The 21,582-nt window shown below is 68.8% G+C and carries 18 protein-coding genes and 3 pseudogenes; 5 read left to right on the top strand and 16 right to left on the bottom strand.

Annotation, left to right across the window (positions count from 1 at the left end; genetic code table 11):
• Positions 1–71: 71 nt before the first annotated feature.
• From ACZ4SA_RS19105 to ACZ4SA_RS19085, 5 genes are all read right to left on the bottom strand, one after another.
• Positions 72–323 carry a hypothetical protein gene (locus tag ACZ4SA_RS19105; RefSeq protein ID WP_468275763.1) on the bottom strand — a complete coding sequence of 84 codons (252 nt, stop codon included), beginning with the start codon at positions 321–323 and terminating at the stop codon, positions 72–74.
• Between the two features lie 246 nt (positions 324–569).
• Complete coding sequence (locus ACZ4SA_RS19100; RefSeq protein WP_468275762.1) at positions 570–2,486, bottom strand: transglycosylase domain-containing protein; 1,917 nt, start codon at positions 2,484–2,486, stop codon at positions 570–572.
• Positions 2,487–2,578: 92 nt separating this feature from the next.
• On the bottom strand, positions 2,579–3,880 hold the full coding sequence (locus ACZ4SA_RS19095) for a sensor histidine kinase (RefSeq protein ID WP_468275759.1): 1,302 nt from the start codon (positions 3,878–3,880) through the stop codon (positions 2,579–2,581).
• A gap of 1 nt (position 3,881) precedes the next feature.
• Positions 3,882–4,619, bottom strand: coding sequence for a two-component system response regulator CseB (gene cseB, locus ACZ4SA_RS19090; protein ID WP_468275756.1), 738 nt, complete (start codon positions 4,617–4,619; stop codon positions 3,882–3,884).
• Positions 4,616–5,314 carry a hypothetical protein gene (locus ACZ4SA_RS19085; RefSeq protein WP_468275783.1) on the bottom strand — a complete coding sequence of 233 codons (699 nt, stop codon included), beginning with the start codon at positions 5,312–5,314 and terminating at the stop codon, positions 4,616–4,618. Before ACZ4SA_RS19085 ends, cseB begins: the two co-directional genes overlap by 4 nt.
• Before the next feature lie 196 nt (positions 5,315–5,510).
• Here ACZ4SA_RS19085 and ACZ4SA_RS19080 point away from each other — a divergent pair, with 196 nt between their 5' ends.
• Both ACZ4SA_RS19080 and ACZ4SA_RS19075 read left to right on the top strand, forming a co-directional pair.
• On the top strand, positions 5,511–5,639 hold the full coding sequence (locus ACZ4SA_RS19080) for a hypothetical protein (protein ID WP_468275754.1): 129 nt from the start codon (positions 5,511–5,513) through the stop codon (positions 5,637–5,639).
• A gap of 778 nt (positions 5,640–6,417) precedes the next feature.
• Positions 6,418–6,537: pseudogene (locus ACZ4SA_RS19075) on the top strand (integrase core domain-containing protein); the annotation flags it as partial.
• A 5-nt stretch (positions 6,538–6,542) separates the two neighbouring features.
• On the opposite strand, the pseudogene ACZ4SA_RS19070 reads toward ACZ4SA_RS19075, so the two are convergent.
• Positions 6,543–8,779 (bottom strand): annotated as a pseudogene (locus ACZ4SA_RS19070) (GAF domain-containing SpoIIE family protein phosphatase).
• A gap of 783 nt (positions 8,780–9,562) precedes the next feature.
• Here ACZ4SA_RS19070 and ACZ4SA_RS19065 point away from each other — a divergent pair.
• Entirely contained in the window at positions 9,563–9,889 is a 327-nt protein-coding gene (locus tag ACZ4SA_RS19065) for a hypothetical protein (protein ID WP_468275752.1), read from the top strand.
• Positions 9,890–10,172: 283 nt separating this feature from the next.
• Here ACZ4SA_RS19065 and ACZ4SA_RS19060 read toward each other — a convergent pair whose 3' ends face one another.
• From ACZ4SA_RS19060 to ACZ4SA_RS19040, 5 genes and pseudogenes are all read right to left on the bottom strand, one after another.
• A complete protein-coding gene (locus ACZ4SA_RS19060; protein WP_468275781.1) occupies positions 10,173–10,778 on the bottom strand; it encodes an NAD(P)H-dependent oxidoreductase in 606 nt (201 codons plus the stop codon).
• Positions 10,688–11,515 (bottom strand): transposase, encoded by an 828-nt coding sequence (locus ACZ4SA_RS19055; protein ID WP_468275749.1) that lies wholly within the window; start codon positions 11,513–11,515, stop codon positions 10,688–10,690. Before ACZ4SA_RS19055 ends, ACZ4SA_RS19060 begins: the two co-directional genes overlap by 91 nt.
• A gap of 157 nt (positions 11,516–11,672) precedes the next feature.
• Positions 11,673–11,819 carry a hypothetical protein gene (locus ACZ4SA_RS19050; protein WP_453328085.1) on the bottom strand — a complete coding sequence of 49 codons (147 nt, stop codon included), beginning with the start codon at positions 11,817–11,819 and terminating at the stop codon, positions 11,673–11,675.
• Positions 11,820–12,024: 205 nt separating this feature from the next.
• On the bottom strand, positions 12,025–12,231 hold the full coding sequence (locus ACZ4SA_RS19045) for a hypothetical protein (protein ID WP_468275746.1): 207 nt from the start codon (positions 12,229–12,231) through the stop codon (positions 12,025–12,027).
• Positions 12,232–12,266: 35 nt separating this feature from the next.
• Positions 12,267–12,491, bottom strand: a pseudogene (locus ACZ4SA_RS19040) (Rv2578c family radical SAM protein); the annotation flags it as partial.
• Between the two features lie 138 nt (positions 12,492–12,629).
• Here ACZ4SA_RS19040 and ACZ4SA_RS19035 point away from each other — a divergent pair.
• Positions 12,630–13,073: an SRPBCC family protein gene (locus ACZ4SA_RS19035; RefSeq protein WP_468275743.1), complete on the top strand. Its 444-nt coding sequence runs from the start codon at positions 12,630–12,632 to the stop codon at positions 13,071–13,073.
• A gap of 222 nt (positions 13,074–13,295) precedes the next feature.
• A complete protein-coding gene (locus tag ACZ4SA_RS19030; protein ID WP_468275742.1) occupies positions 13,296–15,728 on the top strand; it encodes an MFS transporter in 2,433 nt (810 codons plus the stop codon).
• A 278-nt stretch (positions 15,729–16,006) separates the two neighbouring features.
• Here the strand turns inward: ACZ4SA_RS19030 and ACZ4SA_RS19025 are convergent, their stop codons facing one another.
• The 5 genes from ACZ4SA_RS19025 to ACZ4SA_RS19005 all read right to left on the bottom strand — a co-directional run bounded on the left by ACZ4SA_RS19025 (position 16,007) and on the right by ACZ4SA_RS19005 (position 21,569).
• On the bottom strand, positions 16,007–17,086 hold the full coding sequence (locus ACZ4SA_RS19025) for an ABC transporter ATP-binding protein (protein ID WP_468275739.1): 1,080 nt from the start codon (positions 17,084–17,086) through the stop codon (positions 16,007–16,009).
• A gap of 1 nt (position 17,087) precedes the next feature.
• Entirely contained in the window at positions 17,088–18,176 is a 1,089-nt protein-coding gene (locus ACZ4SA_RS19020) for an ABC transporter ATP-binding protein (protein ID WP_468275737.1), read from the bottom strand.
• Positions 18,173–19,018: a carbohydrate ABC transporter permease gene (locus ACZ4SA_RS19015; RefSeq protein WP_189888770.1), complete on the bottom strand. Its 846-nt coding sequence runs from the start codon at positions 19,016–19,018 to the stop codon at positions 18,173–18,175. Before ACZ4SA_RS19015 ends, ACZ4SA_RS19020 begins: the two co-directional genes overlap by 4 nt.
• Positions 19,015–19,893, bottom strand: coding sequence for a carbohydrate ABC transporter permease (locus tag ACZ4SA_RS19010; RefSeq protein WP_468275734.1), 879 nt, complete (start codon positions 19,891–19,893; stop codon positions 19,015–19,017). The genes ACZ4SA_RS19015 and ACZ4SA_RS19010 overlap by 4 nt, the downstream gene beginning before the upstream one ends.
• A gap of 80 nt (positions 19,894–19,973) precedes the next feature.
• Positions 19,974–21,569 carry an ABC transporter substrate-binding protein gene (locus tag ACZ4SA_RS19005; RefSeq protein WP_468275731.1) on the bottom strand — a complete coding sequence of 532 codons (1,596 nt, stop codon included), beginning with the start codon at positions 21,567–21,569 and terminating at the stop codon, positions 19,974–19,976.
• Between the last annotated feature and the right edge of the window lie 13 nt (positions 21,570–21,582).

Here is a 21,582-nt window from a genome sequence, read left to right as displayed (position 1 = left end):
TGCAGATGTCGCAATCCACACCGAGCCAGAAGGCCCTCACCCATTTCAAGATCCCACGTCAGTGATCGCTGTCACCAACCTCCATGGACAGAACAGCTAGGGGCGCCGAAGACGCCGCCGTCGGCGGTGCGAGTGCGGATGTAGGCCTCGATCACCCGCAGGGGGAGGCTGCCGACGCGGGTGAGACAGTAGCCGTCGGGCAGCAGGGCCGGCACGGGAGGGCGTCGGACACTGGTGGCGCGTACCAGGAACTGCGCACCCTGAGCTGCGATGTCTGCGAGCAGTTCGTTGCTGTCGAAGGCCCGGTCGGCCAGGAGGAGCATGTCCGCGTTCCCGAACCTGTGGGCGAGACAGTCACACTCAGGAGGCAACGAGCTGGACTCCGTCGACACGACCGCGTACAACTGCGACAACAGGGCCTCCTGTGGTCTTACGGACTCGACACCCGCGTGCGACCAGGAGGCCCTTTTTCATGCGCGCACAGCAGCCAACTCACTTGATGCAGAGCCCTGTTCGACCAAGAACGAGCGCGTGCTGGGAAAGAGAGAATGCTTCTGCCGGACAGCCCCCTACGGGAGCGTGTCCGGCAGGGGACGGGGCAGGCCGTCGGCAGAGCCCGCCGTGTACATCGACCAGATCCTTTCCGCGCCACCGTCACCGGCACCGTCCAGCGTCACCTGCTTCTGCGACGCCGCGTCTTCACCGAACAGCGCGAGCGAGGTGACCAGTTCGGCGGAGCCGCCCACGAACCAGTCGGCCTTCCTGTCGTCCGACGGACCACCGATGGCCACGGTCTGCGCCGACCGGGCGCTCTGCGCGGGGCTCACGACGGAGAACCGGCCGTTGCCGAGCGGCGACTTCGCTCTGTACGACGCGATGACTGTGCCCGCGGTCTCGGGGCGCACCACCTGCCCACCGACCGAGGGCGGCAGCTGTGTCGCTTCACCCGCCCGCTCCGCTGCCTTCACGATCGAGGGCGTGACCTTCTTCCCGTCGTGGGAGAGCGTGGCGTAAACACCCGCCATCTCCAGTGGGCTGACGCCCATCAGTCCGAGTGTCGTCGCGCCGGGCGTGGCGAATCCGCTCGCCTGCGGACTCATGCCCAGGTCCGTCGCGGTCCGGCGGATCTGCGCCGGGTCCGTGAGACCCCTGTTCTCCCACCTGGCCTCGGCAGCGGCCGCCAGGGCGACCGGAGCGAACGTCGGTCCGGCCTGGTAGTCGGAGCGGAGCGAATTGTTGAGGTAGTGCTTCAGATAGTCCCTGCCCCCGTAGAGGGCCACGATGTGCCCGCTCCTGGGGTCCACCGACACCGCCCCCGCCTGCCGGTCGGAGCCGTCTGCCGCTCCGGACGCCGAGCCGTCGGCACCCGGGCCGCCGTCCAGCCCGGCGGCGACGGCGTTCTCCAGAGCCCGCTGCCGGGTCGGGTCGATGTTGAGGGTGATCCTCCAGCCTCCGCCCGCCAGATCCTGCTCGCCGATGCCCGAGGCCATCAGCTCCCGCCGCGCCGCGTCGACCAGATAGCCGTTCTGGCCCGCGAGCCCCTGTACCGGCTTCGGGGCCAGGGGCACGGGAAAGCGCATGTTCTGCCGGCGGGCCGGGTCCAGCCAGCCTTCCTCCACCATGTTGTCCAGGATGTAGTCCCAGCGCTCCACCACCAGCCGCCTGCCGCCGGGCGTGGCCACGGCCCAGTCGTACTGGCTCGGGGCCTGCAGCAGCGCCGCCAGATACGCCCCCTGTTCGACGGTGAGGTCGTCGGACTCCTTGCCGTAGTAGGCCCGTGACGCGGCCTGCACTCCGTACGCCAGCCGCCCGTAGTAACTGGTGTTGAGATAGCCGGCGAGGATGTTGCCCTTGGAGGTCTGCCGGTCGACCTTCAGCGAGATGACCAGTTCCTTCACCTTGCGCGTGACGGTCTGGTCCTGGCTCAGGTAGTAGTTCTTCACATACTGCTGGGTGATCGTCGAACCGCCCTGTTTGCCGCGGCCCGCCACGGTGTTGAGGATGCCGCGTGCGGTGCCGCTGAGCGAGACGCCGGAGTCGCTGTAGAAGTCCCTGTTCTCGGCGGCGACGAACGCACGCTGCACATCCTTCGGCACCCGGTCGAGCGGCACGGACTCGCGGTTGATGTCGCCGGTTCGCGTGAGCCGTGTGCCGTCGCTGTAGAGATAGACGTTGCTCTGGGCCTTCGCCAGATCGTTGGCCCTCGGGATGTCGATAGCGAAGTACAGCACCGTGAACCCGCCGACGAGCAGAGCGCACACGGTCACCACCCCCGCGAGCAGACGTCGCCAGGTGAACAGCCGGCGTATCCCCGTCCGCGCCCCCGCCCGCGGCCGGGGGCGCGGACCGCCGCGGCGGAAGGCGCCCCGCCGGGCCGCCGGAGCCTTTCTCGGGCCGTCCGGCGGCGCGCCGGTCTCCGCCACGTCGTTGCCGAGGCCCAGGAATTGCTGCTCCACGGTTCGGTACGGGTTCCGCCTGATACGCATGGGCGCCATCCTCTGTGCCCAAGATCTTCGTCGGGCGGAAGGCCTGCATCGGCCGGGCCTCGGCTGTGCGTCGGGCGTGTATCCCGTCCGTATCAGTCGTGTATCGGCGCCGGGCGGTCGGGCAGCCGCAGTGTGGCGACCGCCCCGCCGCCGGGGCAGTTGGCGAACGACAGCGCGGCGCCGATCACCTGAGCCTGGCCCTGGGAGATCGTCAGACCGAGGCCGTGCCCGGTCCCCCGCTCCCGCGCACCTGTGCGGAACCGCTGCGGACCGTCCGTGAGCAGGGACTGCGGGAAACCGTCGCCCCGGTCACGTACGCAGACGGTCACCGAGGCGTCCCGCGGATGCCGTGCCACGGTGACGGTGACCGGCGCACGCCCGTGACGGTGTGCATTGACGACGAGGTTGGCGACGATGCGCTCCAGCCGGCGCGGATCCGTCCACACGACAGCCGCGTCGTCGTCCGCCCCGCCCGCGGACTTCTCATGGCTCTGCGATCCGTCACCGGACTCCGCCTCCTCGACGACGGTCGTCGCCGCCAGCCCCGTCCGGGCCACCGCCTGCGCCACTGCCGGACCGACCGGGCAGCGGGACGGATCCGCCCGCTCGGCGCCCGCGTCCAGCCGGGATATCTCCAGCAGGTCCTCCACCAACGAGCCCAGCACGCGCACCCGGTCACGCACATACCCGGAAGCTTCCCCCTCGGGCAGCAGTTCGGCCGCGGTCACCAACCCCATGAGCGGCGTGCGCAGTTCATGCGCCACGTTGGCGGTGAAACGCTGTTCTCCCTGCAGACGCTGCTGGAGCGCCGCGGCCATCGTGTCCACGGCCGCTGAGATCTCGGCGATCTCGTCCTGCGGGCGCGGCGCCGCGGAGATCCTGGCGTCGAGGTCGCCGTCGGCGATCCGGCGCGCCGTACCCGCCGCCGTACGGAGCCGGCGACTCATCCGCCCCGCGCTGAGCACGCCCAGCGGCAGAACGACAGCGGTGGTGAGCACGCCTGCCACGACGATGTTCGTGTCCAGCGCGGCGAGATCCCGCATCGTCACGCTCAGGCCGACGCGTACGGACAGGACCTGACCACCCGCAGGCCGGGCCGCCCACATCGCCGGACCGCGCTCGTCCGTGGTGAACTCGGTGCCCTGGTGTCCCCGTGCGACCAGCGCGCCCAGGGAGCGGGGCAGCCCTCGCGCGTCCAGTTCCGCGCCCGAACCCTGCACCGAACCGGTGCGGGCGTAGATGACGGCGGCCCGGTCCAGCGTGGTGCGAGCCGCGTCCCGTGCCTGCGACAGCTCCCGGTCGCGCGACGCATGGTGCACCAGCACACCGACGGCGGTCGCCACGGCGCAGATCGCCACGGCGACCAGGGCGGCGATCCGCCAGCGCAGAGCCATATCAGCGCCGGAGCTTGTAGCCGAAGCCGCGGACCGTCTCGATCCGTTCGGCGCCTATCTTGGCCCGCAGCCGTTGCACATGGAGATCGACGACGCGGGTGTCGCCGTGCCAGGCGTGGTCCCACACCCGGCTGAGCAGCGTACGGCGCTCCAGTACCACACCGGGACTGGCGGCGAACTCGAGCAGCATCCGCAGCTCGGTCGGCGTCAGTGCCAGCGTCCGCCCGTCACGCCGTACCTCCATGCCCCGGGTGTCGATCGTCAGATCGCCGAAGGTCACCGTGGTGCCGTCGCTGTCCCCGGCCGTGCCGTCCCGCCCGGCGATCGTGTCCGGGGAGAAGGAGGCACGACGCAGCAGCGAACGGATCCGGGCGACGAGGACGGCGCTCTCGCACGGTTTGACCACGTAGTCGTCGGCACCCGCCTCGAGGCCGGACACCACGTCGAGAGTGTCGCCGCGCGCGGACATCATCAAGATCGGGGCGAGGCTGAACTCACGGACCCGGCGGCACAGTCCGATGCCGTCCAGATCGGGCAGCATGACATCGAGGAGCAGCAGATCCGGATCGGTCTCGCGGAAGATCTCCAGCCCGGTCAGTCCGTCGGCCGCGGTCGCCACGGTGAACCCGTAGCGTTCGAGCAGCATGCGGACGGTGTTGCGGATCACCTCGTCGTCCTCGACGAGCAGCAGTCTGGCCTCGGCCGGCGCGCCGGGCGCGGAGAGCCGGTGGTGTGTCATCGGGGCGTCCTTGTCTTTGGGGCTGTGCTGTGCCCGGAATCCGCACCGGGCGTGGGACCGGCCGGATCGCCGTTCGGTGCGACGGCCGCCATCACCGTGCCGTTCCAGCGGTAGCGCGTGGTGAACCGGCCGTCCCGGCCGGTGGAGGTGATCACCAGATCGTGGCCGAACGTCTCGCCGGTGATCCCGAGCTGGCCCCAGGTGATCAGTATCGGGCGCACCGCGCCGCCCGACACCCGGTAGACCTGAACGAGTGTCAACGAGGCATTCGGCTCGTCGAACGCGACCACCAGCTCGTCCTGTCCGTCACCGGTCAGCTCGCGGAACACCGGCTTGCGCAGCCCGCACTGTGCTCCGGGGCAGTCCGCCAGCGCGGCCCTGACCAGTTTCGGAACGTTGGGGTCCTTGTCCAGCAGATCTGGCACCGACACCGCGCGCAGACCGTTCACGGGCACGGCGACCGAGGGCACAGCCTCGTACTGCCGGTACGTGGGACTGGGCTCACCCGCCGACGGCGGCACCGGCGGCTTGTACTGCGGCCACAGAGGCGAAGCACGCACCGGCGGCGACAGCGTCGGCGCGGGGCCGCCGTCCCGCACTCCCGCGTGCGATGTGCAGGACACCAGCGCCGCCGCGGCCGTGACGGAGGCCAGAGCGACGGCCGCGGCGCGGCCGGTGCGGTGGAAGGGGAGCATAGGCGCCACAGCCTAACCGTGCGTTCCCCGCTCCCGAACGGTGGTTCGGGAGTGATACCGACAACCCTCGTTCCGGACCGGCGGCTGACCCGTTGGCTAGGGTCATCCGACCTCGGGTCCGGGGATCCGGTCCCCTCCACGGCGGGGGCCGGCGCCCGGCCGCCGACCGGCCGCGGACGACGGGAGGGCGAGCCTGATGGCAGGCAAGAGGAAGGCGAACGAGGCAGGATCGACCAACGACCTGCGCGCGGATGCGCTGCGTGTGCTCAGAGTGCTCAAGGTCGCCACCGCCGACCAGATACAGCGGCTGGCCCACCGCACCTGACCTACCGGCACACCGAGAAGAAGACCGCCGCCCAGCGGAGGGAAACCCGGCGATCGGCAGCGCCCGCGCCGACGTCGTACTCACCGCCCCGGCGGCCGGGGTGCCTTTGCCGTTCATCCAGGCCGACAACTGCCCCGAGGACGCCACGCTCATCGCCGCGAAGTTCGACAAGTACGCCCGGTTCTTCAAGCGGAAGGAGAAGGACACCGACGGCATCGAGAAGCCGATGTGGCGCACTCGTTGGTCCGCGCCGGAGCGGGACGGATACGAGCGTCTGCACCCGCCGGTCCTCCATCAGGTCGGCAAGCACTCCGCCAGGAAGCAGGAGGCGAAGATCGCCGACCTCACCCCCACCACCACTGGCGCAAGGCCGGCACAGCGAGGGCGGCTTCCACTCCTACGACGACTGCATCCCGATCGTGGCGACCATCCTGGATCTGCTGCGCGAGCACGGCCCGGCCGGACCCACGTTCTGGCGCTTCGGCCGCGACCACCGCGAGCCGCTGCTCGAGGCGATCGGAAACCCCCGGCGGGACGCCGCCCTCGCCTGCCGTCGCGCTGCCGCCCGCGAGCGGGAACGGCAACGTGCAGAGCAGGAAGCCACGGAACGTGAGGCGCGGCGGCCGGTGTGCGCGGACTGTGGGCACAAGTTCACCGAGACGAATCTTGTCTCCGGCTGGCCACTGGAGCTTCCCGAACCAGGGGAGTCGGTTCGACGTGCGACACGCCCTCAGCGATGGGTAACCATGCGACCTCACCGCAGCCCCCGTCGCCCACAAAACGCATCCGCCCCTACCGCCCCCGGACCAACGGCAAAGTCGAGCGCTTCAACCGCACCCTGCTCGAAGAATGGGCCTGCTTGCGGCCCTACATCAGCAACGCCGAGTGGACTGCAGCCCTGGCTCATGCGCCATCCGGCGCCAGGACCGGACCGTACTCGGTGAGCAGCAGGGCGATGTCGTCGGCGCGGTACGGGGAGCGCCGGGCGTCGTGCAGAAGCCGGTCAGCGAGTTCGTCCAGTGAATCCGCGCGGGCGTGGGCCAGGGATGCCCGCAGTCGGTCGATTCCGACGTCGATGTCGGTGCCACGCTCCTCGACCAAGCCGTCCGTGTAGAGGGCGAGTACGGAGCCCGGTGGGAGGCCGAGCCGGGTTCCCGGATAGGTGCTCGTGCGATCCACACCGAGAAGAGGCCGACGTCCAGGTCGAGGACGTCGGTCGTCCCGTCGGGGCGGCGGAGCAGAGGCGGCACGTGGCCGGCACTGACGGCGTATGCCTGGTGGCTGCGCGGGTCGAAACGGATGTAGCAGCAGCTGGCCAGCAGCCCGGCATCGAGATCGATGAGTGTCCGGTTGGCGCCCGCCACCACCTCACCGGGCGTCAGACCCACCGCCGCGAAGGCCCGTACTGCACTGCGCAGTTGAGCCATTGTTGCCGCGGCAGCGATGCTGTGCCCCTCCACGTCTCCGATGACGAAAGACCCTTCGTCACCGGTGAGGATGACGTCGTACCAGTCGCCGCCGATGTCCATTCCGCTGGTGCCGGGCAGATAGCGCGCGGTGCTGTGGGCGCCCGGGACTGCCGGCAGCCGGTGTGGCAGGAGGGCCTGCTGCAGACCGCGGGCGAGGGCGAATTCCGAGTCGTAGAGCCGCGCTCGTTCCAGGGCCTGGGCGATCAGCCCGGCAAATGCAGTGAGGACGCCGCGGTCCTTCGCGGTGAACGGATGGGTCTCGTCGAAGCCGAGAACACAGGTGCCCACGGGGCGGCTGGAGGCGATCAGCGGCAGATACGCCCAGGAGCTCACCTCGCCGGTGGGTATGTTCGGGTATCCCTGGGAGAGGTCCTGCCGTGACTCGATGAAGAGCGGGGCCCCGGAGGTCAGAGCCTCCGTGCCGGGAAGACGGGCGTGCAGAGGTACGCCCTCCGGCAAGTCGGGGAAGTTCTCGTGGTGGCCGGTGTGGAACAGCAAATGCATCGTTCCCTCGCGGACCACGTAGATCGCCAGCTGCTGGCCGCCGAAGGCCGGAAGAAGCTGGTCGGCGACGACGTCGCAGACTTCGCGGACGGTGACTGCCTCGGTCAGTGCACTGCCCAGCTGCAGGACGTGATACATGACGCCGAGACGCGCCGATGCGGCCGCGGGTGCCGACACGGCCGATGGGGCAGGTGCTGTTGTCGCGGCCGGGGCAGCCAATGCCCTCGCACCCGGGGCAGGACGCTCCACGGGGACCACCCGGCCGGTCACCCCGTCCGCCTCCGGATGGAGGTAGAAGGCGAGCCACCGGTCGGGCGGGCGGCAGGCAAGGAAGGAGACCGGCGTCTGCGAGATCATCGCGGACCGGTGCCGGTACTCGAAATCGGGGTCGGACAGCCACGGCAGCACGTCCCAGAGGCACTGGTCGAGCAGCTCGTCGCCGCGCACGCCCAGCAGCTGCTCAAGCGTGTGGTTGGCGTGGCTGATCCGTCCGTCGGGAGCGAGGGAGAAGAGCCCGTCCCGGAGCCGCTCGACCGCGGCTACGGCCGCGCTGCCGGCCCGCGCGTCGACGACCCCGCCGACCAGATGGGTGCGCGCCTGCGCGTCGTCAGGCTCCGGTGCGCGGCCCCACAGCTCGACGGTCCGGTACGCCTCGCCACGGCCCGTTCGCTCTCGTATGCGCAGCCGCCGTCCGTTGATCCGGCCCTCCCCGGCTGCGTCGCGGGCCGCGGCCCGGAAGGCAGCGAGGTCACCGGGATGCAGGCGGGAAGCAAGCGTTGTGGCCTGTCCGTCGAAAGCGCGCGGGTCGATACCGAAGATCGCGCAGAGCTCGTCGTCCACGGTGAGGGTGCCGGCGACGAGGTCCCAGTCGAACAACCCGACCCGCACAGCCGATCCCGAGGGAGCCGGGAACTCGACGGGAACCGTCTGCGGGTCGCACTCGACGGGATCGCCGGTACGGGCCCGGAGGGCGTCGAGGGAAGCTCCGAGCCGGTTGGCGATGGTGCGCACCTGGCGGCGCTGGGCCTTGGACAGCCCTTCGCCACCCTGAGACGCCCCCCAGACGACCGCGAGCGCCCCGAAGGTCTCCGCCGCTGCGCCCACCGGCACGGAGCATGAGCCGAAGGAATGCGGCAGAGCCAACGCGAGCTGAGGAAACCGGCGCATCGTCTTCTCGGTGTCGGCCAGGTGCACCGTGCGCCCGGAGCTGTACGCCACGGCGACCGGGATGGGGCTGCTCACCGGGATGAGGCGCCAGCCGCCCAGCACGTAGGGCGGCACCCCGCACGTCGCGGCGAGCACGATCGAGCGGCGGTCGCCGGAGCGGAGAAAGACGCTCCCGGCGTGCGCGCCGGTTCCTGCGACGGCTTTGACGACGGCCGCAGCGAGCAGATCCTCGCGCTCCGCCGTCTCAGCGGCGATCGTCCCGCGCATGGTCCCATTGTGCGCGGATCTCGCCCGACCGGCCCAGTACGGCAACCCAGCGAGATGCGCTGATCACAGATCGGAGCCCTCCGCCGACCGTGGTGGGCATCAGAGACGTTTTTCTCTCTCCAGCGCCCAGGACATCGCCGCCGGCTCCTGCCCGGCCAGCGGCGCGGGCGTCCATATGTCGCGCTCGCTGTCGCGTGCGGGATGCTCGCACACCTCGTCGGGTGTGGACGTGGTAGGGAGTGGCGCGGGCAGCGAGTTCGTGGCAGCGCGCCGACCGGTCCACTGCCACGACCCTCGCCAGTGACCTGTCGCGCGCCGTCTTGCACGTTTGCTCGGGGAACGAGGTGGAAGAGTCGACCCCGACGACCGGCCGGCCGAGTCGCTGCCGGGACGGCCGGTTCTCCTCCCTGAACAGAACAGGAGCCCGCCATTGCGCCTCTACGTCCAGACTCGCGCACGCCGGAACCGCCAGGTGCTCGTGGACCTTATCGCTGTGGCCCTGATCGCTCTCACGGTGTGGGCGGCATTCTTCGTCCGCGCAACGCTCATGCTGCTGGCCGAGGGGGGCGGAAGGTCGGGAGCTCCGGAGACGGCCTCGCCGAGGCACTCAGCAACGCCGGGGACGCGGCGTCGGAGGTACCGCTCATCGGCGACGTCCTGAACAAGCCGCTCCAGTCCGCAGCCGACGCCGGTACCGGCTTCGCGGACGCCGGCGCATCGCTCCAGGAGACCGTCACCCAGGTCGCCGACGTGGCGACCACGCCTCTCATCGTCATCCCCGTGCTCCTCATCCTGGTTCTGTGGCTCCCCCCTCGCGCCTGCTCTGGATTCGCCGCAGCATGATCGTCCGCCGTCTCGGCGACGCGCCGGGCGGCGCCGACCTGCTCGCCCTGTGCGCCCTCACCGGCCCGCCGACCGCCCTCGTCAAGCTTGCCCACCCCGCCCGGCGGATTCGCCGACGCCTGGCGCCGGGGCGACCAGGAGGTCATCGCAACCCTCAGCGCGGTCGCCCTCACACACACTGGCCTGCGCCCCCTGACGCATGCCTCCCACGGCGAGGGACAGCCGACGGACGGATGGAGGCCGGGGGACCGGGGGTGCGTACGGGCCGCTGGCTCCCTGGCGGTCAGGCCGCCACAAGTTCCTCGGCGACGAAGCTTTCCACGAACTCCCGTGCACGACGGTCGAGATCGGCGTACTGCGCCTCTCGCTCAGCGCCCGTGACCGCTTCGCCGACCAGGAGGTTGCCTTCGGCGTCGACGCGCTGCGGGCGCTCCTCCGCGTCGGTGAGCAGGCCGACGGTGGAATGGGAGAAGCCGCAGTAATAGGCGATGCCTTCGCTCAGATTGGTCTCGAGGACGGTTTGCATCCCCTCCACGATGGGATCGTCACCAGTGGCGCCGGCCAGGCCCAGCCACAGCATGCGCTTGCCGGCGAGGCGGGGCTTGCTGCGGCCGTAGGCGAACCCGTAGTTCCATACCCGGTCGATCCAGCCCTTGAGGATGGCGGGCACGCTCTGCCAGTACACCGGGAAGACGGCGACGACGACATCGGCGTCAAGGATGCGCTGCATATGGGAGTGAGCTGCGGCCAGCCCTCGCGGGTGTTCAGCCCGGTCAACTCGGCGACGAAGTAGCCTTCTTAAAGGCTGCCGTCCTGGTGCAGGGAGTTCTCCCAGGCGGCCTCGGGCAGCTTTGCGATGGCCTTCTCGTCGTCTTCGGTGATCTTCCAGCCGACGGTGTAGCGGACCGTGCGCCGCGTGGTGTTCAGCGTTTCGAGGTGTTCCAGCAGCCCGTGGGTGGCTCCGGCCCCGTCCACCCGCACCAGGATTTTCGCCGTCGAGGAACCGGGGATCTGCGCGAGGGCGTCGGTGAGCACGCGGACGTGGTCGGTCACCGTGTTCGCTCCGGCATTGCCCGGTCGCAGGAGCATCGCCAGCGATTCGGTGGTGTTCGCGCACCACGCGGCCAGCGGATGAAACCCGAACGTCCTTTTGAAGGTGACCGCAGCCCCGGCCTTCTTCGACGCCGAGGTGATGATGGTGGCGTCGAGGTCGATGACGATCCAGCCGCACAGCCGCTTGCCCGCCACCGTCAGCCAGGGGAAGCCGCCCGGCCGCAGGTGCAGCAGCCCCCACACGTGCCGGCGCACCCTCGCCCGCGCCCTTGCGATCCGCGCCAGGGCGGCTTCGTCGAGCGCGGCCAGCGTGCGGCGGGCGGTGGAGTCCGAGGCCGCGAGCCCGAACAACGGCCGGTGATGCAAATGGAGCTGCTCGGCCTCCGAAAAGTTCGCCGCCCCCAGCACGATCGCGATCACCAGGTGCACCAGTACCCCGGCACGGTCCCGCCAGCCTGCTGCCGTGCTGGACGGCAGCACCCCGGCCAGCGCCCCGGTCAGCCCCGTGCGGTCCGCACACCTGCGCAGCAGCACCGCCCCGGCATGCCCGACCAGCCTCTTCCCGTCAGCCACCACGGACAGCCGACGGTCCCACCCTGTACTCTCGACCACCAGAAAGGTGCCTTGCTCTCTGCCACGGATACGATCTAGACACTCGCATCCTCGCAGGTCAACGGCACCTTTCTGCTGTCAGGGTGTCAGCTCTGCCAATTCCACTGAATAGCCAGGGCTAAAGCTTCTCCTCGGCGTCAGCCAGGCTGACCTGGAGACCTTCGACCTCGCCGAGCCAGCCTTCCGTCTCGGCTTCGGTGATTCGGGCGATCAAGTTGTCGCGGATCTCAGCAAGCCGTGTCCGTTGGCTGCTCAGCGAGAACAAGTCGCTCCAGGGCCAGTTTCAACAGGCGTATGCCTGGGAGACCCGTGTCTTGCTGAGCACGGCTACCGATCAGGCCGTAACGGTCCTGGACTCGATTGTCCGCAGGTTGGTTCCGCGCGGCCTGTACGGGCTGGTGCGGGACTGCATCGACGGCGTCTTGGGCGACTGACGCGTTCTTGAAGTGTGGCTGCTGCTGGTGCGTCGGTTACAGGCGCTTCGCTGTGCGGTCGCGCAGCAGCAGCCACTGACTCGCGTCGGGGCCGCCTGAGCGCGCGGCCAGTCCGTGCAGCAGCACGGCGTAGGCCGTCCTCTCCGCCTTGCTGGGGGCGGCATACTGGCCTGGCGCCTCCGGGGTCGGGAAGGATCTCGTCATGCCTTTCCAGGCCTTGTCCGCGTTCGGAGTGCTGAGCATCGGCCCTCCCGGGCTCAATAGGGTCAGGCAGTGAAGTACACGCAGGCGTGCGTACAGCCCCGGTAGGGATTGACCGTCCATTCGAACGGCATCCGTGACGCGCCCGGCACCCGGTTCAGGATCGAGCGGGCGCGGACCTCGTGGAAGGTGATGTCCCTGAATTCGGGTGTGTCGAAGGTCCGTGTGGTGACCGCCGAGGTGCCGAACAGGGCGGTCTCCCCGCCTGTGGCAGGGCTGTCGACCAGATTGTCCCAGCGCATGGGGTGCCTCCTCGCTGCCGTCACCCCCAGAATAGAACACTTGTTCCCTTGATCGCCGCGCAACCCCGATTTTGGGGGCCGCGCCCGAGGTGGTTGGCTGGGCACATTCCCGTCGGAGCGAGTGCTGGAGGAAAAGGAATGGCGCAGGTCGAAGCCACCACGGAGCGAATCGTCGCGGCGGACGCGGAAACGGTGTTCGACGCCGTGGCCGACTACGAGGGCACCCGCGCGAAGTTCCTGCCCGAGCACTTCAGCGAGTACGAGGTCCGCGAGGGCGGCGACGGTGAGGGCACCCTCGTCCACTGGAAGCTCCAGGCCACCAGCAAGCGGGTCCGCGACTGTCTGATCGAGGTCACGGAGCCGACCGACGGCCGGCTGGTGGAGAAGGACCGCAACTCCTCGATGGTCACCACCTGGACCGTCACCCCCGCCGGCGAGGGCAAGTGCAAGGTCGTCGTGCACACTGCCTGGAACGGCGCGGGCGGCATCGGCGGCTTCTTCGAGAAGACCTTCGCCCCCAAGGGTCTTGGCCGGATCTACGACGCGGTGCTCGCCGGCCTGGCTGCTCACGTGGAGAAGTAACCACAGTAACCTCACCGGTTCGAGTGGTCTTTTCCGTGGCCGCGCGGCGCGCCCGGCGCGCGCCGCGCCGCGGGAAAGCCCCTGATGAGCGCTCCAAGTGCGCCCCCTGCGAAGCCTGTTGAGGCCCTGCCGGCAGCCTGCTCGGGCAGCCGCCCGACTTGCTCCCTCTTCGTGCCCAATGCGAAGAATGACGCCGCGCAGCGCGACGAGGGGAGCAGACACGTGGGCGGCATCACCTTGGTGAAGGACGAGCAGGCCGCACCGGTCACCGCCGGCCCGGCCGACCCGCCGCCGCCCGCCGCCGAGGCGGCCCCCGCCCCGCTCGGCCCGCGCCGCGTACGGCTGGTCTTCATGGGGCTGATGCTCGCGCTGCTGCTCGCCGCGCTCGAGCAGATGATCGTCGCCACCGCACTGCCGAAGATCGTCGGAGAACTCCAGGGCCTGGACCGGATGTCCTGGGCGATCACCGCCTATCTGCTCACCGCCACCATCGGCCTGCCCGTCTACGGCAAACTCGGCGATCTCTACGGCCGCAAGGGCGTCTTCCAGTTCGCGATCGTCGTCTTCGTCGTCGGCTCCGCCCTCGCCGGCTGGTCACGCACTATGAACGAACTCATCGCGTTCCGCGCGGTCCAGGGCGCCGGCGCCGGCGGGCTCATGATCGGCGTGCAGGCGATCATCGCGGACATCGTCCCGTCCCGGGAACGCGGCCGGTTCATGGGCCTGATCGGCGCCGCCTTCGGTCTCGCCTCCGTCGCGGGCCCCCTGCTCGGCGGCTTCTTCACCGACCACGCCTCCTGGCGCTGGTGCTTCTACTTCAACGTCCCCTTCGGCCTCGTCACCCTGCTCGTGGTCAGCGTCGTGCTGAAGCTCCCCAAACCCGAGGTCAGGGGCCGGCTCGACGTCCTCGGTGCGCTGTTCCTCGCCGCCGGTTCCACCTGCCTGGTCCTGCTGACCAGTTGGGGAGGCACCGCACACGAGTGGGACTCGCGCGTGATCATCGGCCTGGGCGCCGGAGCGGCGGCAAGTACCGTGCTCTTCCTGGTCGTGGAGCGCTTCGCACCCGAACCGGTCATCCCGCTGCGCCTGTTCCGCGACTCGGTCTTCAACATCACCTGCCTCGTCGGAGCGGTCGTCGGCGTCGCCCTCTTCGGCGCCGCGAGCTACCTGCCGACCTTCCTCCAGATGGTCGGCGGGGCCAGCGCCATGGAGTCGGGCCTGCTGATGCTCCCGATGATGGGCGGCATCGTCGCCGCCTCGATCGTCTCCGGCCAGCTCATCACCCGCACCGGCCGCTACAAGGTGTACCCGGTGCTCGGCAGTGCGATCTCCGTCGTCGGCATGTGGCTGCTGTCCCGGCTCGAGGCGGACACCCCGCGCCTGGAGTACAGCATCTGGCAGGCCGTCCTCGGCGTGGGCATCGGATTGGTGATGCCCGTGCTGATCCTCGCCGTGCAGAACGCCGTGCCGCCCGCGGACCTCGGCACCGCCACCAGCGCCAACAACTACTTCCGGCAGATCGGCGGCAGCGTCGGCGCCGCCGTCTTCGGCACGATCTTCGCCGACCGGCTCACCGACGCGCTCGCCGACCGTCTCCCGTCCGGCACCGGCCTGCCCGACCCCGCCTCCATCACTCCGCAGCTGGTGCACGCCATGCCGCCCGCCGTGCGCGACGGGTACGTCCAGGCCTACGCCGACGCGATGCCGCGGATCTTCCTGTACCTCGTGCCGGTGCTGGTGCTCGGCCTGCTCATCGCCTTCTTCCTCAAGGAGAAACCGCTGGTGTCCCACAACGCGTCCGCCGCCGAGACCACCGCCGTTCCGCACGCCCGCACCGCCTCGGCACCCGCCGCCGCGCGAGCCGCCTCCCACTCCACCGTGCCGCACGCCGCGGGTGTGCCCGTCTGCGGCACCGTCCAGCATCATGACGGCAGCAGCGTTCCGCGTGCCGCCCTCACCCTCATCGACGTGCAGGGCACCCAGATCGGCCGCGGGGCGAGCGGCGAGGACGGCCGCTACGCGCTGAGCGTCCCGGGGAGCGGGTCGTACGTGATGATCGCGGCCGCCGGCGGCCACCAGCCGCAGGCCGTCACCGTCACCGTCGGCGAGCGCCCCGTCGAGATGGACGTCGTCCTCGGCGGGGCCGGACGGCTGGCCGGCGTGGTCGTCACGGCGGACGGCAGCCCGGTACGGGACGCTGCCGTCACCCTCACCGACGTACGGGGCGAGGTCGTGGCCACCACCCGCAGTGGGCGCGAGGGCGGCTATGTGATCACGGAACTCGTTGCGGGGGAGTACACCCTCGCCGCGAGCGCTCCCGCCTTCCGGCCCGCCGCGCATCCCGTGAGCGTCCAGCCGTCCCGCGAGACCCGGCAGGACATCGAGCTGGCTGGCGGAGCCGTGCTGCGCGGCACCGTGCGGGCCGGGGACGGGCGCCCCGTCGACGACGCACGCGTCACCCTGCTGGACGCGGCGGGCAATGTCGTCGACACCCTCACGACCGGCCCGGACGGAACGTTCCGCTTCGTGGACCTGTCCTCCGGCGAGTACACGGTCATCGCGTCCGGATACCCGCCGGTCGCGACGGTGCTCCAGGTCGCCGGCGGCGGACGGACGGAGCGCGACCTCCAACTCGGGCACGCCGACTGTCAGTGAGGACGAGTCATGGCATCGCCCGGAGGTCCGGCTCTCCGACTGGCTGACGCTTCGGCTGTCCTTCTGGGGAATCGTCGGCCCTGCCGGGCGGTGCCGTCCGGCGCGTGGCCGGCCGGCTGGTGGGACACCCGAGACACGCAACGGAATCGTGGAAGCCGTCCGAGCACTGCGGGTCGTCCGCAAGAGCGCGGACAAGGCCCGCACCCAGACCAACAAACAGATCCGCACCCTCTTCGTGTTCTGGGCCCGGGCCGCGGGAGCCCACCTGTCAACAACCTCTATGCGTGGAGGACGAGGCGACCTTCCGCATAGGGGAGGACCTTGGCGCGCGGAAGATGCACCAGGAACTCTTCGATCGCCGGAATTCCGTCCTCCCGTGGCACCTTCGCCCGGATGAGCTGGCCGGCCACCTCCATCTCGAGCACGCGCTGCGGCCCGTGGTCCCGGACGTCCCGAAGCCTGGCGGGAAACGTGTTGGGCCCGGGCCGGGTGACGACTTTGACGTACTCGGGCCGGATTCCCACCTGGCCCTCGGTGGGGCCCTTAGGAATGTCCCACGCCATGGTCAGGGGCCGGCCCCCCAGGGTGACGTTCCCGTCTGCCCGGTCCACGGTCAGGAAGTTCATTGCCGGTGATCCGATGAAGTAGCCGACGTACGTTGACGAGGGGGCCTCGAAAAGCTGCTCCGGGGTGCCCTGCTGCATGGCTCGGCCGTCCTTCATTACCAGCACTTCCTGCGCAATGCTCATTGCTTCGTACTGGTCGTGGGTCACGTAGATCACTGTGGGCCGGAACTGCTCGGTGATCTCACGGATCCTGCGCCGCAGCGAGTGCTTCAGTTGGGGATCGATGACGGTCAGTGGCTCGTCCATCAGCACGGCCGCCACGTCATCGCGGACAAGGCCACGGCCGAGCGAGATGAGCTGTTTGTCGTCGGCCGTGAGCCGCCGGGCGGGCTGGCCCAGCCGGTCGTCCAGGTCCAGCGCCTCGGCGACCTGATGCACCTTGGCATCGATCCTTGCCTTGTCCCACCGGCGGCACTGCAGGGGAAAGGCGAGGTTCTCGTAGACCGTCATCGACTGGTAGATGACGGGAAACTGGAACACCTGGGCGATGTTGCGCGCCTTCGTGGGCAGAGCCGTGACGTCCGCGCCGTCGAAGAGCACTTGGCCCTGTGACGGCCTGACCAGCCCGGACAGGATGTTCAGTAGTGTGGTCTTGCCGCAGCCCGACGGGCCGACCAATGCGTAGGTCTTGCCGGCCTCGAAGGTCAGTCCGAGTGGCTTGAGAGCCCACCGCTCCTCCTCGGCCCCCGGCGTGTAGCTGTGCCCGACGTCGACGATGTCCAGCTGCGTCATATCAACGCCCTTCCACTGAAGCGAGATCGTATGAAGGCGTCCGCACGAGCGTCCCTTCCTGGTCGAAGGCGAACAAACGCTCAGGACGAAGTCGCAGTTTCACCAGGTCACCGAGAGCGACGTCATGGATGCCCTCGATCTGTATGACGAACGGGGTCCCGCCGACGGCCGCGTGGACAAACGTCTGTGACCCGGAGATCTCGACGAAGGTGACCTCTCCCTCGACGCCGGCGGATGCCAGGCTGACGTCCGTCGCGCGCAGGCCGAACCGGTAGGCACCATCCGGCAGGTCGGCGAGATGTGCGGACACGTGCGTGGCCTGGAAGCCGGCCACCGTGACCTGCCCGCTCTCGATGCGTCCCGTGAAGATGTTCATGGGCGGGTCGTTGATGATGGACGCCACCGTTGTCGTCGCCGGGCGCTCGAAGACCTCCTGTGGAGGACCGATCTGGAGGATCCGTCCCTCGTGCATGACCAGTACCACGTCACCGAGCATCATCGCCTCGGCGGGTTCGGTGGTGGTGTAGATCACCACCGCGTCGCCCTGGTCCGAGAAGAGGGTTCTGAACTCGTCGCGCAACTGTTCACGCAACTTGTAGTCCAGATTTGCCAGCGGCTCGTCGAGCAGGAGGATGCCCGTGCCGCGGGCAAGGGCGCGAGCCAGCGCAACCCGCTGCTGCTGTCCACCGGAGAGCTGAGACGGCTTGCGCCGCTCGAAGCCGGCCAGCCCGACACGTGCCAGGCTGCTGGTGACACGCCGCTGAATCCCGTCGCGCGACAGTCCCGCCCGCCTGAGCGGGAAAGCGACGTTGTCGAACACGCTGAGATGCGGGTAGTTGATGAACTGCTGGTAGACCATGGCGGTGTCACGTCGCCACACCGGCGTCTTCAGGAAGTCGGCTCCCTCCCTCGTCAGCGTGCCGGAACCCACTGCCTGCAGACCGGCCAGAACCCGCAGCAGGGTCGTCTTTCCCGCCATCGTCCGGCCGATCACCGTGTGGAGCCGTCCCGGCACAAAGGTCGCGGTCACCTCTTTGAGATGGTCGACGCCGTCGACGGTCAGGCACAGATCAGTAGCACTCAGGTTCATCGGACCGCTCCCGAGAGGTTTCCCTTGGACAGATAGCGCTCGACCCAGAGCGCGAGAAGGATCAGCGGCGCCACGCCGAAGAGGGCCGCGGCGGACAGGGTCCACCAGGGCGGGATGGACGAGTTGAGGGCGACGACGGCCTGCGGCAGGGTCTGCACCTCGGTGAAGGTCAGCCGGAAGGCGAAGAAGAAGTCGTTCCAGCCGAACACCGCACAGAACATCGCCGCCACGGTCAGCCCGGGCAGGGAGTTCGGCAGGATCGCACGCACGAAGGTCTGGAACGGGCCGCAGCCGTCGAGCATGGCCATTTCGTCGATCTCACGCGGAATGCCGTTGAAGAAGTCGACCATCACCCAGACCGCGATCGGCAGCAGCAGCGCAACCGTCACGATCACCAGGCCCAGGATCGTGTCCAGCAGGCCCGTCCACTGCAACAGGTAGAAGAACGGGATCACCAGGACGACGGGCGGCATGATCCGCTGTGACACGAAGAAGAAGACGATGTCGCTGTTCTTGATGAAGCCGAACTTAAAGCGGTATCGGGACAACGCGTAGGCGGCCAGGGACCCGAGGACGAGGCTGATGGCCGAGGCGGCGAGGGTGACGACGGCACTGTTGAAGAAGGGCTGCATCACATCGACACCCCCGGCTCCGCCGAAGATGTTGCGCCACCCGATGACGGTGGGTTCGTACTGCAGCCACGGTAGGTAAGTGGCGCCGCCCTGGACGCCGTTGACGTCCTTGAAACTGGTCGTCATGGCCCAGAAGAACGGTCCTGCGACGAAGCAGGCCCAGAGTGCGATCACGGTGTACTTGAACACGGGATAAAGGCGCGACCTCATGAGTCCCCCTTCAGCTTGAAGGCCCTGGCGAGCAAGGCGGCGACAACCGTGAGCGTGACGATCATCAGGACCAGGTAGGTCAGGGACATCGCCCCGCTGTACCCGGTCTGCTGATCCCTGAGCCCCTGGATGTAGAGGTAGTAGCCCGGCGTCTCCGTGGAGGAGCCCGGCCCCCCGGAGGTCAGCACGTAGACGCTGTCGGAGAGCTTGGAGGCCTCGATCAGCCGGATGATGACTGCCGCGACCGACACCGGCGCCATGAGCGGGAACGTCACCTTCCGGAAGGTGCGCCAAGCATCCGCCCCGTCGATGGCTGCGGCCATGAACGGTTCCTTGGGGAGGCTCAACAGGCCGGCCAGCAGCAGCAGGAACATGAACGGGGTCCACTGCCAGACCTCGACGGTCATCAGCGCGACCAGCGCCGGACCGGACTCGGTGAGCCAGGGCACCTTGGCAAGGCCGAGCATCCCGAGCACGTCGTTCACCGGCCCCAGCGACTCGTGGAAGATCATCTGCCAGATGGCGGCCATCACCACGGGAGTGGTCATCATGGGGACGAGGAACAGCACCCGCCAGAGCCGACGGCCGCGTGCCTCACGCCAGACGAGCAGGGCCATCCCGAAACCGATCACGTACTGGATCAGGACCGTGCCGCCCGCCAGCAGGACCAGGCGCATGATCGAGGCCCAGAACCGGCTGTCGTGCAGCATCGTCGCGTAGTTGGCCCCGCCGATGAAGTCCAACTGGGGGTTGCTGACGTTCCAGCCGGAGAAGCTGACACGAATGGTGAACAGAAGCGGAAAGATGATGACGAGTGCGAGCGTGAGCAGTCCTGGGAGGAGGAACATGCTCTTGTGCCGGCGCAGAGCTTCCATGGTTGTCCTTGCGGAAGTGGGTGGGCGCCCCCGGGTGGCCGACCGGCTCGGCCGGCCACCCGGGGCGTCCTGCGATCAGGTCAGTTGTCCTCGAGTGCGACCACATGTCGATAGGCGCTCCGGACCTTGTCCTTGCCGATCTGATCGGTGATCCTGTCCCACTCCGCGGCCACGTCGTCCAGCGCGCGCTGCGGAGCCTTCTGACCGGCGAGAGCCGCGGCGACGCCGTTGGCCAGCGCCGACATGTACCCGTTGACACCCGGTACGCGCAGGTCGAAGACGCGGTTGGTACTCGACTCCATGCCGGAGAGTGTGCGGACGTACGACTCGGCGACGTCCTTGTCCCAGCCCTGCTGCTCCCAGAAGTCCGCGTCGAAGTGTGCCTTGCGGTAGGGGTTGACACCGAAACGGCCGATGGTCAGGTCCAGAGCGGTGTTGGCCTCGTTGCTGAAGAAGCACAGATAGTCGAAGGCCATGTTCTGGTTGCGCGCGGTCTTGGCCACTGCCGAGGTCCAGCCCCAGGTGAAGTAGGGAGCCTGGTTGGGCTTCTTGTCCCACGCCTTCGTGGTGCGGTTGTAGACCTCGTCGGATCCCGGCAACTGGGCCGCCCGGATCTTGTTGCGGATCGTCCCGTCCGGCTGCTGGGCCTGGATGAAGGCGTCGTCCCACGAATAGGACATCACGCTCTGGCCACCGCCGAACGAGAGGATTTCGTCCCCGAGACCGAAGTTCGCGCCGCCGGGTGCCCAGGTCGACTTGGCCTTCACCATGTCATCGAGGGCGCGTACGAAACCGGGCGTGTTGATCAGCGGCTCCATGGTCTCGAGGTCGAAGAAGAGGCCGCCCTCGACGTCCGGGTGCTTGACGTACGGTGCCGCACGGCTGATGAACGCCGAGAACGTCAGGTCGTCACGCTTTGTCACCTCGGCACTGCCGAAGTTCGGCTTGCCGTCGCCGTCGACATCCCTGCCGCTGAAGAACGCGGCGATCTCCTGGTATTCGGCCCACGTCCTCGGAGTCCGGAGGTCCTTGCCCGTGGCCGCCTTGTAAGCCGACTGCCGCTTCGGGTCCTCAAGCACATCCGTCCGGACCTTGAGGTAGTGCCTGTCCCCGTCCACGGGATACTGCACGACCTTCCCGTCCCAGGTCGCCACGTCCATGTAGGCCTTGGTGACGTCCTTCATCCCGGGAGTGTCCAGATACTTCTTCGGCACCGGGGCCAGATGAGGGGCCAAGTCGCCGATCCACAAGGAGGGGTAGAACATGACGTCGTACGCCGGCTGGCCTGCTTGCAGGGGCGTGAGGATCTTCTGGTGCAGCTCCCCGAAGGGGACGTTGACCACCTCCACCTTCGCCCCGGTGATTTCCTCGAACTGCTCGGCATGCAGCTGGGTCGGCTCGCCGATGACGGGGATGGCATGGCTGATGATCTTCAGCGTCTGACCGGAGTAGTCCTTGCGGCTGATCGACTCGTAGCTGCAGGGGCCGGGGACGTCCTTGACCTTCGTCTTGGGGTAGTCCTTGCTGTATTTGCTGTAGCTGATCTCCGAACCCGGCTTGAACAGCGCGGGCTTGTCCGGCTTGTTCTCGACAGGGTCCTGACCGGTGCAGGCGGTGGCGGTGAGGGCCACGACGATCGCGGCGGCGACCACGCCCCTGTACGAACCGTTGCGCATGGGAGTACTCCTT

It is taken from the genome of Streptomyces sp. NPDC027962 (assembly GCF_055566095.1).
Note: the sequence above shows the minus strand (reverse complement) of the source record. Positions and strands in the feature narration are given on the sequence as shown.

What these genes read in the sequence shown, in the direction of transcription:
- ACZ4SA_RS19105 (WP_468275763.1), bottom strand. Translation starts at nt 323, where the DNA reads ATGCTCCTCCTGGCCGACCGGGCCTTCGACAGCAACGAACTGCTCGCA.
- ACZ4SA_RS19100 (WP_468275762.1), bottom strand. Translation starts at nt 2,486, where the DNA reads ATGCGTATCAGGCGGAACCCGTACCGAACCGTGGAGCAGCAATTCCTG.
- ACZ4SA_RS19095 (WP_468275759.1), bottom strand. Translation starts at nt 3,880, where the DNA reads ATGGCTCTGCGCTGGCGGATCGCCGCCCTGGTCGCCGTGGCGATCTGC.
- cseB (WP_468275756.1), bottom strand. Translation starts at nt 4,619, where the DNA reads ATGACACACCACCGGCTCTCCGCGCCCGGCGCGCCGGCCGAGGCCAGA.
- ACZ4SA_RS19085 (WP_468275783.1), bottom strand. Translation starts at nt 5,314, where the DNA reads ATGCTCCCCTTCCACCGCACCGGCCGCGCCGCGGCCGTCGCTCTGGCC.
- ACZ4SA_RS19080 (WP_468275754.1), top strand. Translation starts at nt 5,511, where the DNA reads ATGGCAGGCAAGAGGAAGGCGAACGAGGCAGGATCGACCAACGACCTG.
- ACZ4SA_RS19045 (WP_468275746.1), bottom strand. Translation starts at nt 12,231, where the DNA reads ATGCTCAGCACTCCGAACGCGGACAAGGCCTGGAAAGGCATGACGAGA.
- ACZ4SA_RS19035 (WP_468275743.1), top strand. Translation starts at nt 12,630, where the DNA reads ATGGCGCAGGTCGAAGCCACCACGGAGCGAATCGTCGCGGCGGACGCG.
- ACZ4SA_RS19025 (WP_468275739.1), bottom strand. Translation starts at nt 17,086, where the DNA reads ATGACGCAGCTGGACATCGTCGACGTCGGGCACAGCTACACGCCGGGG.
- ACZ4SA_RS19020 (WP_468275737.1), bottom strand. Translation starts at nt 18,176, where the DNA reads ATGAACCTGAGTGCTACTGATCTGTGCCTGACCGTCGACGGCGTCGAC.
- ACZ4SA_RS19015 (WP_189888770.1), bottom strand. Translation starts at nt 19,018, where the DNA reads ATGAGGTCGCGCCTTTATCCCGTGTTCAAGTACACCGTGATCGCACTC.
- ACZ4SA_RS19010 (WP_468275734.1), bottom strand. Translation starts at nt 19,893, where the DNA reads ATGGAAGCTCTGCGCCGGCACAAGAGCATGTTCCTCCTCCCAGGACTG.
- ACZ4SA_RS19005 (WP_468275731.1), bottom strand. Translation starts at nt 21,569, where the DNA reads ATGCGCAACGGTTCGTACAGGGGCGTGGTCGCCGCCGCGATCGTCGTG.